The following is an 11,178-nucleotide window of genomic DNA, read 5'->3' as shown; positions in this document are numbered from 1 at the left end:
TAGGACTTTCACGCGCCGCGTTGGCTTTATACAAATCTTCCCAAACCGCCCCCGTCGTGTGCAACTTCAACCAAACAGAGAAGTTACATACGACGGGGGCAGATGGGGATCGCGCTACAAAAAGATGACACTCTCTTTTTTGTTTTGACGATTCGCCGGGCTGAAGGAGACTAAGAAATGGTCTTTTATGTAATACTATTTTAAAACAGCTACATTCTGATTTTGATCAGGTAAATACATGGCTGCCCATTGTAAATCCTCTGGCGTGGTGATTTTGATGTTTTCATATGATCCGTCTATCAGCTTGACGGTGTATCCTGCTGATTCCAGTACACTGGCACAATCTGTAAACTGAGTATTATAAGGTTGTGAAAATGCATTTCTCATCCAGTCCGAGCGAAATGTCTGAGGAGTTTGTATCAACCGAAGAGACGAACGATCCAAGGCTTTATTAAGCCCCGTTTCGGTGTTAACTATTCTGACAGAATCTTTAACAAGAACCGAAGCAATAGCAGTTCCGTGTATTGCTGCTGTTTTAAAGCCCTCTGAGATAATTTCGCAGGTAATCACGGGTCTTACTCCATCATGAACAGAAATCAATGCTTCTTTATTAGAAATGGATAAAAGACCATTTCGTACTGAATGAAATCTTGTTTCTCCTCCCTTGACAATTTGATGTTTGATCTCAAATCTATACTTCCGGCATAATTCTTCCCAGAAATTGATTTGCTGCTCAGGTAGAACAAGGATAATATGGATATCCGATGCGTAGTTTCTAAATGCCTTTAACGTGTGCATTAAAATTGGCAGCCCATTTACAGCGATAAATTGTTTTGGTATCTCGCTTTTCATGCGGCTACCATTACCCCCCGCAACGAGAATGACAAATTCCTTCATTATTATAAGTAGTATAAATATAAAAATCGCTTACCGATCAATTTTCCATAGAGGATGAACTGAATTCGATAAGCGACAAAAATATGTTATTTCCAAACTAATCAGATAATTAGCATAGCATCACCGTATGTGAAGAACTTATACTTTTCTTTTATTGCAAGTTCATATGCCTTCATGACAAGATCAAATCCACCAAATGCACATGCAGACATCAGCAATATGGATTCTGGTAGTTGGAAATTTGAGAGCATAGCATTGGCTATTTTGAAGTCGTAGGGTGGAAACACGAATTTATCGGTCCATCCTTCCACTGCTTTTAAATGTCCGCTTGCTGAAACCGATGATTCAATTGCTTTTAAAGATGTGGTTCCTACTGCGCAAACGCGTTTCTTAGCATCGATCGATGCATTGACGATATCTGCGCTAGTCTGGGTTATCTTATAGTTTTCAGAATCGGTTTTGTGTTTAGTAAGATCTTCTACATCTACTGTACGGAATGTACCAAGACCTACGTGAAGCGTCACAGGAGCAAAGTTAATACCTTTAATCTCCAGCCTTTTCATCATGGCTTTGGTGAAGTGCAGACCGGCTGTCGGAGCGGCAACGGCGCCAACATTTTCAGCAAATATTGTTTGAAAACGATCTCTGTCAGCACTCTCTACTTTACGGCGGGATATAATTTCGGGTGGAAGTGGCGTCTCACCAAGTTCATCCACTAATTTCATGAATTCGTCATTATTGCCATCGTAAAGAAAGCGGATCGTTCTTCCACGTGAAGTGGTGTTATCTATTACTTCAGCTACCAGATCACTATCGCCAAAATAAAGTTTGTTTCCAACACGAATCTTGCGAGCAGGATCAACCAGAACATCCCATAAACGCATTTCACGGTTAAGTTCACGAAGCAAGAATACTTCGATTTTGGCACCTGTCTTTTCTTTTTGACCGTATAAACGGGCAGGGAACACTTTGGTATCATTAATAGCCATCACATCACCGTCATCAAAATAATTGATCAGGTCTGCAAACATTTTGTGTTCGATTTCTCCTGTTTTACGATGTACTACCATTAAGCGGGATTCGCCACGGTCTGAAGGATGAAGTGCAATAAGGCTTTGAGGTAAGTCAAATTTAAATTCGGATAGCTTCATAGATGCTTAGTCAGTGAAAGTCGATAACTGTGATGACATTGAGTTGATCGCAATCAGACAGTATATTGGTTAAATTTTTTATAATCTTTTCTGAAAATCATGCCCGGATTAACTCACAATGCTGTTATAACAAAGAACAAAAGCAGTAAGGAATACTTACTAACAATAGCTCCTTTTATTAAAAGGGCGTAGCTACCGGAATTTGCAAAAAATTAAGATTGCGAAATTAGGTAAGTTTACCAAAGAATCCTAGGGAATGAGCGCCTTTTTAGGTATCGTACCGACGATTTTTCCATGGTGAACGCTGCGATATGGTAACTGTAACTTTTTGCGGTTCAACAAGTACAGGTGACTTTTCATGAAGCATTGCCGCGAATAGCGCTGCGAGCGCATCTTGTTCAAAATGCTGGTTTTCGGGAAGATCTTCAGGTTTGAAGTAATTGGTAACAAAATTAGTATCAAATGTACCGTTTTGAAACGATTCATGTTGCATCACGAATTTGCAAAAACCAAGCGTAGTTTTAACACCGAAAATTTGATATTCATCAATGGCACGTATCATTTTATCAAGAGCCTCCTTTCTGGTTGCACCGAAAGTAATCAGTTTGGCTATCATGGGATCGTAAAACAGAGGGATGTCCATGCCTTGTTCAAATCCATCGTCTACTCTAACTCCGTTTCCTTGTGGTAATTTATAGGTTTTCAGGTTTCCAACGTCCGGCAGAAAGCCATTTTGAGGATCTTCAGCATAAACTCTTGCTTCAATAGCATGCCCACGGATTGAAAGTTCTTCCTGCTTTAATGTAAGGTGGTTGCCTTCAGCTATAGCAATCATCTGTTTTACCAGGTCAACCCCGGTTATCTGTTCGGTAACAGGATGTTCGACTTGCAGACGTGTATTCATTTCCAGGAAATAGTAATTCTGCTGTTCATCCAGTATAAATTCAACTGTACCAGCACCATAATAATTACAGGCTCTGGCAACATGAATAGCACACTTTCCCATTGCTTCCCTGATTTCAGGAGTAATAGAAATGGAAGGAGCCTCTTCTATCACTTTTTGGTGGCGTCTTTGAATAGAACATTCCCGTTCAAACAAGTGAATAATGTTTCCATGATGATCTCCGAGAATTTGTATTTCTATATGTTTCGGAGAAGTAATATATTTTTCTAGGAAAACAGAGCCGTCGCCAAATGATGAATGGGCTTCACTAACAGCTCTTTCCATTTGCTCATTGAATTCATCTTCGCATTTAACGATCCGCATCCCTTTACCTCCTCCACCCGCACTGGCTTTAATCAGTACAGGATAACCGATAGATGCAGCCAGTTCTTTAGATGCTGTAATGTCGGTAATAGCACTTGAACTTCCGGGTACCATTGGTACGTCGTACTTTGCCGCAGCTTGCTTTGCGGCTAGTTTACTTCCCATTATTTCAATTGATTCTGGAGAAGGGCCGATAAATATAATTCCTGCCTGAATCACTTCCCTGGCAAAGTCAGCATTTTCAGATAGGAAACCATATCCCGGATGGATTGCATCCACATATAAATCTTTACATACAGATATAATTTTATCGCCACGCAAATAGGATTCAGATGACGGCCCTTCGCCTATACAAACTGCTTCGTCGGCATACCTTACGTGTGGCGATTTTCGATCTGCTTCGCTATAGATCGCAACGGTACATATGCCCATTTCGCGGGCAGACCGCATTATTCTCAATGCTATTTCTCCACGGTTAGCAACTAGTATTTTCTGAATAGAGCGCATGCTAAAGATTGGGTTGAGAATATGAAATTCGGAAAATATACAATACCAGGGTTCTATTTTATTGCTATTTTCTCAATTTACAAAGTGCTTGAAGACGAAGGGATTATTAAGGTAATGTAATTTTTTTTATTTTTGCATTTATCTAACATATATAATAATAAGGTACTCATATAAATTAGAAGCGAGTGGATATTTTTGAGAAACTGCATAACAACTCAGGGCCAATCGGTAATCCGGCTAAAGAGCTGAAAAGCCATCATTATTTTTCATTTCCAATGTTGGAAGGAGAACTGGGTCCTCGGATGCGTTTTATGGGACGGGAAGTGCTAAACTGGAGTCTGAATAATTATCTTGGGTTGGCTAACCATCCTGAGGTAAGAAAAGCGGATGCAGATGCTGCTGCCAAGTGGGGATTGGCCTATCCTATGGGTGCAAGAATGATGTCAGGTAATTCGACTCAACATGAAGAATTTGAGAAAGAATTAGCGGAGTTTGTTGGTAAAAAGGATGCATTTCTTCTGAATTATGGATACCAGGGGATTATGTCTGCGATTGAATGTATCTGTGACCACCGTGATGTAATCGTTTATGACGCGGAATCTCATGCATGTATCATAGACGGTATCAGGTTACATAAGGCTAAACTTGGAGAATATTACAAGTTCAACCATAATGATATGGATAGCCTGGAAAAAAATCTGAAACGTGCAACCAAGCTTGCCAACGAAAAAGGCGGTGGTGTTCTGGTGATTACTGAGGGTGTGTTCGGAATGTCTGGTAAAGTGGGTAATCTCAAAGCGATTGTGGAACTGAAGCAGAAATATGAATTCCGCCTGATGGTTGACGATGCACACGGATTTGGAACGATGGGAGAAACCGGTGCCGGAGTAGGTGAGCTTTTAGGCGTACAAAAAGAAATAGATCTGTATTTCTCAACCTTTGCTAAGTCTATGGCTGCTATCGGTGCATTTATTGCTGCCGATGACCCGCAAATCATCATGTACTTAAAATATAACATGCGTTCTCAGACTTATGCAAAGGCTTTACCGATGCCTTACGTTGAAGCAGGACGCAAAAGACTTGAGCTATTAAAAGCGAATCCTGAGCTGAGAGCAAAGCTCTGGGAGAATGTAAATGCGATGCAGAATGGTTTGAGAAGCAGAGGGTTTAATATAGGTACGACAGAATCTCCTGTAACTCCTGTTTTCCTTCACAGTGAAGGTGGGGTACCTGAGGTAACCAGGATGGTGCGCGATCTTCGTGAAAACATGGGTGTATTTTGCTCTATCGTAGTTTATCCTGTAGTACCTAAGGGACAGATTATGCTGAGAATTATCCCGACAGCTGCTCACACATTGGATGATGTTGAATATACATTGAATGCCTTCACAACTTTAGCAGAAAAACTTAAAAATCGGGTTTATCAATCTGATGAAGTTAACCAGGAAGTAGTAGAATAGATAAAAAGGCATTTTTAAGGTTCCAGAGGGCATTTTTTTATAAAATGCCCTCTTTTTTTATGACATAATATAAAATATTTATTTCTCATAAAATGCTGATTTATAAACATTTATCTACTATGCTGAGAATAAATTGGACTTTAAAGCTCTTTTTTTTTGTTTTTTGAGTTGGAGTAAAACTTTTAATTATTAAATTTCGGTCTAAACATGTGTTTTTAGCTTGTTTAGGGCATTTTTTAACTAAAAAAACAGATAAGACATGGCACGATTTGATGAAGTAAAAGATCTGATTCTTTCTTTAGAAGGAGATTTCGATAAGTTTTACAACAAAGAGAATCAGGCAGCTGGAACTCGCGTTCGTAAAGGCATGCAGGATTTGAAAACTTTGGCTCAAGAAATTCGTTCAGAAGTTCAAAACAAAAAGAACGCAGCTGAGTAATTGAAAGGCACACGAAAGAAATTAAGAACCCGGTCCCATTGAGCCGGGTTTTTTATTTGCCTAGAATTTTTGGTCATTAATCATCGTTGCAATACCTCGTGTAACTACTTTTTTTGTGTTAATGTCCACAATATCAGTCGCAATTTCTGCGATGTGTTTTTCGGGTTGTATTGATTTTATTGTAAATACTGCCTTGTATTCTGTATCTACGTACATCGGACGGAGAAATTCAACGGTTTGCTTGAGATAAATAGATCCGAAGCCCGGAAACTGTGTGCCTAACACCTTGGTGAATACAGTTGCTCCTAACATACCATGAATAATGGGTCGCTTAAAATTAGTAGTTGCAGCGTAGGCTGCATCCAGGTGAAGCGGATTGTTGTCACCGGTAAGTTCCGCAAAACGAATTACCTGGTCTTGTGTGAAGCTGAAAAAATGTTCAAATGAGGCATTGATAACTGGCTCGATATCCATTACAATAATATAAGTTATAGTTAATTGGTCAAAATTCGGTTAAATAGGAGAACTACACAACCGGTAGTTGCATAAAAAAAGAAGCTGCGTTTGAGCGCAGCTTCTTTTTAAGATTTTTCTATAAAATCTATTCTTCTATATCCTCAGCAATAAGAGCAATTTCGCCGTCGTCTTCGACAGTGCCATCAAGAGGCTTGTTTACACGTGCATTACTACGCTTATTCTTGAATTTTTTAACCTGCATTTTGAGTGTATCAACAGCAAGGTCAGTAGCTTCTTCGAATGTGGTTCCTTTTTCCGTTACAAACATAGTACCGCCTGGTACATATAGTTTTACTTCAAGGAGTTTTGTATGTGTTTTGGCGCTTTCGCTTTTGTCCAGTTTTAAAAATACCTCACCACTTGTGATCTTATCATAAAATGTGTCCAGTTTATCCAGCTTCTGCTGTATAAAAGACAACAATTTAGGATCAGCGTCAAAGTGAATTGCTTGCATCTGCAGTCTCATAAGCACTTAGGTTTAAGGTAAAACATTACTTTGTACCAAACGTCATATCGTTTAACTCTAACGATCCTCAAATATATCCGACTCAGGAAAAAGTACAAATGCGCCGTTTTCTGAGCTAATCTGATAACGAATGGTTAACTAAATAAAGACAATTAATCCCTTAATGTCAAGCCAAAAACAAGGTTTATTATAATTTATTTCAGATCGTTTCTAATATCTTCATTATCCTTATGCTTCTTCCAGCAGTGTCCGGAATGATACATATTGTCCATTGAAAAGTTCATGATGTTTGTTCTGAAGACCGGCTTGGTGGTGAGTCTGATAAGCGAGGAAATCTTCCATAGTTCTGAAAGAAAACTGAGAAGTGTACGTAGATCCTTCGTTCTCTATCTCGGTAAGTAATCGAAGCAGTTTTATTTCTGTAGGTAAGCCTGTAGCTATGATTTCAGGTATATGTGTTTCCTTCATATAGGAAAGCCATTCTTTTTCAGCTGCGTAGCTGATGTTAACTGTGATATTGAAAATGATCATTGGAGACATGTTTTATCGATACTTTTTACAAATATCGTAATTAATCCTGACTGCTCAGAAATCTATATTTTAGTCTGATGTGGAAGTGTAAATATTTTGGATAAGGTCGTTTCAGCGTTACCTTTGCCCATATTACAAATTCACCGTAACTTGTTTTTTCTATGAATATTCTACTACGTGCCCACTCCGGCCTGCGTTATGTTGTGTTGGCATTGCTTCTCGCCGCTATTTTCGCAGCCTATTCCAACTGGAAGAGTAATAAGCAGGGCGACAGCAAGATTTATCTTTTTGCATTGATTGCTACACATACCCAATTACTTATTGGTCTTGCATTGTATTTCATGAGCCCAAAAGTGAACTTCAGCCTGATTAGTGAAAAGGTTTTCCGATTCTATTCTATTGAACACGTTTTCATGATGCTCATTGCTATCGTATTGATTACTGTAGGAAGAGTTCGTTCCAAGAAAGTGGAAGGTGCAGATAAGCATAGAACGGTGCTTTATTTTTATGCTTTGGCGCTGATCATCATTTTAGCTGCGATTCCGTGGCCATTTCGTAATTTGGGATCTGGTTGGTTCTGAACGAAAACCAAGCCTATATAAATCAAAGAATGGCCATCAGGATATCAACCTGATAGCCATTCTTATTTATACAGCTTAATTCGGTACAACTTTATTCAAAGTGATACAGATGGTCAGCTGAAAAGATCGCTGGATAAATACCTGTCTCCGCGGTCACATACGATAAATACAATCACACCGGATTTAATCTCTTTGGCCAGTTGCACTGCAGCCCAAGCCGCTCCACCACTACTCATTCCTGCAAAAACAGCCTCCTGATTAGCAAGGGCCCGGGTTGTGTTAACTGCGTTAGCTTCTGTCACCTCAATGACTCTGTCTACGCGATGGCTGTCAAATATTTTCGGTAGATATTCCTCTGGCCACTTCCTGATTCCAGGTATGCTTGCACCATCTGTTGGCTGGCAACCGACAATCTGAATTTCAGGATTCTGTTCTTTCAGAAAACGAGAAACGCCCATGATGGTACCGGTTGTTCCCATAGATGATACAAAATGGGTAATTTCATGGTTGGTGTCCCTCCATATTTCGGGTCCTGTTGTGTTGTAATGTGCTTTCCAGTTATCAGGATTTGCAAACTGGTTGAGCATCAGATAACCATTTTTAGAAGCTTTGTCTTCCGCATAATCCCGTGCCCCTTCCATGGTTTCGGTAAGCGTCACTTTAGCGCCAAAAGCTTCCATAGTCAGTACCCGTTCGCGGGTAGAATTCTGAGGCATAATCAGCTCAATTTCTACATTAAAAAGGCGGGCAATCATAGCCAAGGCAATGCCAGTATTACCGCTGGTAGCCTCAATCAATTTGGTTCCTTCTTTTATTTCACCGCGATCCAATGCTCCTTTGATCATGCTATACGCCGCCCTGTCTTTCACGCTCCCTCCGGGATTGTTACCTTCCAGTTTGCCATATAATTTTACATGAGGATTCGGATTTATATTTTTTAATTCAACAAGCGGTGTATTGCCGACCAGTTCAAGAAGTGATGACATTTTTTAATTGGAGAAAAGTACATTGATTTGTTTGACTGCATACCTGAAGCAGAGCGGCTTATGCCAATCTGAATTTCAATTAACATCGCAGGCTACACTGTTTTCCTGATCCTTCAACAAAAATGAAATCACATGATATTTGCAAAAACATATTTACTCTATTTGTTTACTGGGTAACAAATATAGGGATAGTATTTAGTTGGTGGAAACAAAGAAGGTAAATGTTCCTAACAGATAAGGGGTGATAGAAGTGACATGGGTTCCCTTATCAATCGTAATCAACTCTACGTTAGTTGCACCAAGTCCTTTCATTGCATTAGCAGCATTCACTGAGTTAAAATAAAACACAAGCGGATCCTCATTACCATGATACAATTTTGTAGGTGTTTTCGGTTTCCAGTTGTACACATTGTTATCCGCAACAGCATTGATAAATGCTGCGTCAGTACCGTCGTTTAGCGCTTTTTTAAAGTCGTCGGTGAGGATGGTATTGAAGCTTCTGTCAATTACTATTTTAGACGGATCTCCGTTGGCTGCTGCAATCTGAGTAGCCCAAGGCTCCTTGAAATAGTAAGTGGCAGGTTTGTTAAGTTTATAAATGCGGTCGTAAGTAAGTAAAACCCACAGATACAATTTGTTATAGGCGGAAGTTCCGTGTGTAGTATTATTCACGATCTCTTTCATAAAAGCTGTTTTATCATAGGCGCCTGCACCACAGCTTGATGCTATCAAATTAAATTCAGAAGGAGCTTCCTCCTCTATTTTCTTTTGCAGCGACATCGTTGCGTATCCTCCTTCCGAATAGCCGCCGATATACAGTTTTTCATTCCATTTTACTTCATTCTGACGAGCAATAAATTCTCTCGAAGCCCTTAGCATATCAAGTGAAGCCGAAGCCAGACTCGCACGGTGTTCATACGGATGTGGTAAATTACCGGATGCTCCATAACCGATATAATCAGGATAGGAAATAATGTAGCCCACAGCCCCAAACAGCGTTCCCATGGTAGCACTTTCTGTACCGGCTCCGAAATTAGAAGGAGCTTCAGCATCAGTAGTGATCGTTCCGTGTTGAATACTGATCATCGATACCGGCTGATCTGTATCGGGAATGATCAAGGCACCAGATGCGGTGATCTCCTGTCCGTCGGTGTTCTTTGTTTTGTAGGTAAGTTTATAAACCTGAACACCATTTTTCACATATAATGCTGCAAATGCTTTTAATCGAGGATCATTGGAGCCTGCGTTCTGAATGACTGTTTCTTTGGAAATAGTAGTAACCAGAGAGGAGCTTACAAGGTATTGATCTTCTTCCGGATTTGTTGATTCGTCCTTATCACAGGATGCCAGAAAAAGCAGGAAGAAAACGAATAACAGAGGAATTTTAGATTTTAGCGGATTCGGGAAATGTTTTCGCATGACGTTCAAATAGAATGAGTTGGTATTCATTCATTACTAACGAATACCAACTCATTTTAGGTCAATAAAATAGGACTTATAAGGAGGAAATTTTATTCATATACCAGCTGATCATTCTTGAAGTAGCATCAGGACGTTCTACCATGCCCATGTGACCAGCTTCCGCCAGGATAAATGGGTAACTTTGTTTAGGGTATTCAGACAAAGCAATAGAGCTCTCAAATTCAATAAGCTTATCCTGCATACCAAAGATAAATAATACCGGAAACGGCATTTGAGCTAATATAGATGTGCGGTCCGGTCGTTGGATCATCGCTGTCATACCTGCGATAAGAGCCTTAGCCGGTAGTTTGCCATAGCGTTCACTGTGTGCGCGCACCTTATCAGGAAACAATTCCTTAAACCTATCCCCGAACATATTTGGTGTGGTATTCTTGATATATGCTTCCGTACCGTAATTTTTTAACAATTCGATGCTTTGCAAGCGCTGCTGCTTTTTGGCTTCATCGTCTTCGTATGCTGTAGAATGAACCAGTCCGAAACCTTCCAGCATTTCGGGATACTTCTCAGCGAAAGCCAGCGCGATATATCCACCCATTGAATGTCCTATCAGGGTCAGTTTTGTAATACCGGCACTGGTAAGAAAGCGGTGAAGTTCTTCGGCATATTCTTCAACAGTCTGCGATGAAGTGTAAAGAGAAAGGTTCGGCCTGACTATCGTAAAGTAATCATTGAGCGTTGCATCCAGATAGTCCCAAATGGTATCATCCATGCCATGCCCATGCAACAGAACCAGTGTTTTTTTGTATAAATTCATAGTTTTTAACTTTCAAAGTTGAGGAATTGTTTTACTTAATTTATTCAATCCTTATTCTAAAATAGGGGTTTTAGTTGAGATGGTCACATTTTCCGTGTAGAAAAGTGATTATGTATATAAACAAAAGATGCCTGCCAGAGT

General features: G+C 39.9%; 12 protein-coding genes. 3 read left to right on the top strand and 9 right to left on the bottom strand.

From position 1 onward, the window contains the following. Nucleotides 1–195: 195 nt before the first annotated feature. From AC1XUE_RS10990 to AC1XUE_RS10980, 3 genes are all read right to left on the bottom strand, one after another. On the bottom strand, nt 196–897 hold the full coding sequence (locus AC1XUE_RS10990) for a 2-C-methyl-D-erythritol 4-phosphate cytidylyltransferase (RefSeq protein WP_483355981.1): 702 nt from the start codon (nt 895–897) through the stop codon (nt 196–198). A gap of 101 nt (nt 898–998) precedes the next feature. Further along, the gene (gene queA / locus AC1XUE_RS10985) at nt 999–2,048 is read right to left on the bottom strand and encodes a tRNA preQ1(34) S-adenosylmethionine ribosyltransferase-isomerase QueA (protein ID WP_483355980.1); all 1,050 of its coding nucleotides are present in this window, start codon (nt 2,046–2,048) and stop codon (nt 999–1,001) included. A 268-nt stretch (nt 2,049–2,316) separates the two neighbouring features. After that, nucleotides 2,317–3,822 carry an acetyl-CoA carboxylase biotin carboxylase subunit gene (locus AC1XUE_RS10980; protein WP_483355979.1) on the bottom strand — a complete coding sequence of 502 codons (1,506 nt, stop codon included), beginning with the start codon at nt 3,820–3,822 and terminating at the stop codon, nt 2,317–2,319. 185 nt (nt 3,823–4,007) lie between these two features. On the opposite strand from AC1XUE_RS10980, the gene AC1XUE_RS10975 reads away from it, so the two are divergent. Next, nucleotides 4,008–5,282, top strand: a complete 1,275-nt coding sequence (locus tag AC1XUE_RS10975; protein WP_483355978.1) for an aminotransferase class I/II-fold pyridoxal phosphate-dependent enzyme — start codon at nt 4,008–4,010, stop codon at nt 5,280–5,282. A 259-nt stretch (nt 5,283–5,541) separates the two neighbouring features. Continuing rightward, nucleotides 5,542–5,721, top strand: a complete 180-nt coding sequence (locus AC1XUE_RS10970) for a histone H1 (RefSeq protein ID WP_131960147.1) — start codon at nt 5,542–5,544, stop codon at nt 5,719–5,721. Nucleotides 5,722–5,781: 60 nt separating this feature from the next. Here AC1XUE_RS10970 and AC1XUE_RS10965 read toward each other — a convergent pair whose 3' ends face one another. The 3 genes from AC1XUE_RS10965 to AC1XUE_RS10955 all read right to left on the bottom strand — a co-directional run bounded on the left by AC1XUE_RS10965 (nt 5,782) and on the right by AC1XUE_RS10955 (nt 7,234). Further along, on the bottom strand, nt 5,782–6,195 hold the full coding sequence (locus tag AC1XUE_RS10965; RefSeq protein WP_483355977.1) for a MaoC family dehydratase: 414 nt from the start codon (nt 6,193–6,195) through the stop codon (nt 5,782–5,784). 127 nt (nt 6,196–6,322) lie between these two features. After that, nucleotides 6,323–6,703: an HPF/RaiA family ribosome-associated protein gene (locus AC1XUE_RS10960; protein ID WP_483355976.1), complete on the bottom strand. Its 381-nt coding sequence runs from the start codon at nt 6,701–6,703 to the stop codon at nt 6,323–6,325. A 228-nt stretch (nt 6,704–6,931) separates the two neighbouring features. Continuing rightward, nucleotides 6,932–7,234 (bottom strand): DUF4286 family protein, encoded by a 303-nt coding sequence (locus AC1XUE_RS10955; protein ID WP_483355975.1) that lies wholly within the window; start codon nt 7,232–7,234, stop codon nt 6,932–6,934. Between the two features lie 161 nt (nt 7,235–7,395). Here AC1XUE_RS10955 and AC1XUE_RS10950 point away from each other — a divergent pair, with 161 nt between their 5' ends. Next, nucleotides 7,396–7,815 carry a cytochrome B gene (locus AC1XUE_RS10950; protein ID WP_483355974.1) on the top strand — a complete coding sequence of 140 codons (420 nt, stop codon included), beginning with the start codon at nt 7,396–7,398 and terminating at the stop codon, nt 7,813–7,815. Nucleotides 7,816–7,928: 113 nt separating this feature from the next. Here AC1XUE_RS10950 and cysM read toward each other — a convergent pair whose 3' ends face one another. From cysM to AC1XUE_RS10935, 3 genes are all read right to left on the bottom strand, one after another. Further along, on the bottom strand, nt 7,929–8,801 hold the full coding sequence (gene cysM / locus AC1XUE_RS10945; protein WP_483355973.1) for a cysteine synthase CysM: 873 nt from the start codon (nt 8,799–8,801) through the stop codon (nt 7,929–7,931). Nucleotides 8,802–8,996: 195 nt separating this feature from the next. Next, nucleotides 8,997–10,250, bottom strand: coding sequence for an alpha/beta hydrolase family protein (locus AC1XUE_RS10940; protein ID WP_483355972.1), 1,254 nt, complete (start codon nt 10,248–10,250; stop codon nt 8,997–8,999). Nucleotides 10,251–10,296: 46 nt separating this feature from the next. Then, nucleotides 10,297–11,037 (bottom strand): alpha/beta fold hydrolase, encoded by a 741-nt coding sequence (locus tag AC1XUE_RS10935; protein ID WP_483355971.1) that lies wholly within the window; start codon nt 11,035–11,037, stop codon nt 10,297–10,299. Nucleotides 11,038–11,178: the final 141 nt, after the last annotated feature.

Source organism: Dyadobacter sp. HNCC25DJ187, assembly GCF_056895255.1.
The sequence above is the reverse complement of the archived record's forward strand: the minus strand, read 5'-3'. Positions and strand labels throughout refer to the sequence as shown.

Excerpts from the sequence above, each read along its gene's own strand:
- AC1XUE_RS10935 (WP_483355971.1), bottom strand. The coding sequence starts at position 11,037 with ATGAATTTATACAAAAAAACACTGGTTCTGTTGCATGGGCATGGCATG.
- AC1XUE_RS10940 (WP_483355972.1), bottom strand. The coding sequence starts at position 10,250 with ATGAATACCAACTCATTCTATTTGAACGTCATGCGAAAACATTTCCCG.
- queA (WP_483355980.1), bottom strand. The coding sequence starts at position 2,048 with ATGAAGCTATCCGAATTTAAATTTGACTTACCTCAAAGCCTTATTGCA.
- AC1XUE_RS10965 (WP_483355977.1), bottom strand. The coding sequence starts at position 6,195 with ATGGATATCGAGCCAGTTATCAATGCCTCATTTGAACATTTTTTCAGC.
- AC1XUE_RS10950 (WP_483355974.1), top strand. The coding sequence starts at position 7,396 with ATGAATATTCTACTACGTGCCCACTCCGGCCTGCGTTATGTTGTGTTG.
- AC1XUE_RS10990 (WP_483355981.1), bottom strand. The coding sequence starts at position 897 with ATGAAGGAATTTGTCATTCTCGTTGCGGGGGGTAATGGTAGCCGCATG.
- cysM (WP_483355973.1), bottom strand. The coding sequence starts at position 8,801 with ATGTCATCACTTCTTGAACTGGTCGGCAATACACCGCTTGTTGAATTA.
- AC1XUE_RS10955 (WP_483355975.1), bottom strand. The coding sequence starts at position 7,234 with ATGATCATTTTCAATATCACAGTTAACATCAGCTACGCAGCTGAAAAA.
- AC1XUE_RS10980 (WP_483355979.1), bottom strand. The coding sequence starts at position 3,822 with ATGCGCTCTATTCAGAAAATACTAGTTGCTAACCGTGGAGAAATAGCA.
- AC1XUE_RS10970 (WP_131960147.1), top strand. The coding sequence starts at position 5,542 with ATGGCACGATTTGATGAAGTAAAAGATCTGATTCTTTCTTTAGAAGGA.
- AC1XUE_RS10960 (WP_483355976.1), bottom strand. The coding sequence starts at position 6,703 with ATGAGACTGCAGATGCAAGCAATTCACTTTGACGCTGATCCTAAATTG.